At 27.8% G+C, this 270-nt stretch carries 1 protein-coding gene; it reads right to left on the reverse strand.

Annotated elements, in window-relative coordinates; genetic code table 11:
• Positions 1-224 (reverse strand): helix-turn-helix domain-containing protein (locus Q0662_RS11950; protein WP_298950176.1); only part of this gene is annotated, 224 nt, incomplete at its 3' end.
• Positions 225-270 lie beyond the last annotated feature (46 nt).

A 270-nucleotide genomic window follows, 5' to 3' on the forward strand; every position in this document is an offset into this window, starting at 1 on the left:
AATTTTTTGATTTCATCGTTTTTACTCATACCATTATTTTGTTGTACTAAGGTACTATATTTTTTAATCCAATACCCAATAGTAGTTTTAGGAACATCATATTTTTTGGAAGCGAAGTTTGTTGATATTTGACCATTTTGAATTTGGTCAACGACGAATAATTTGGTTTCTAAAGTTACTTTTTGGTACTTTCTTTTCTGCCAGTGTTCATTTTGATTTTTCATAAGTGACTATCATTAATTGATGAATTTTTAGTCAACCTATTTCAGG

The organism is uncultured Polaribacter sp. (assembly GCF_947503855.1).
In the GTDB taxonomy this organism is placed as follows: domain Bacteria; phylum Bacteroidota; class Bacteroidia; order Flavobacteriales; family Flavobacteriaceae; genus Polaribacter.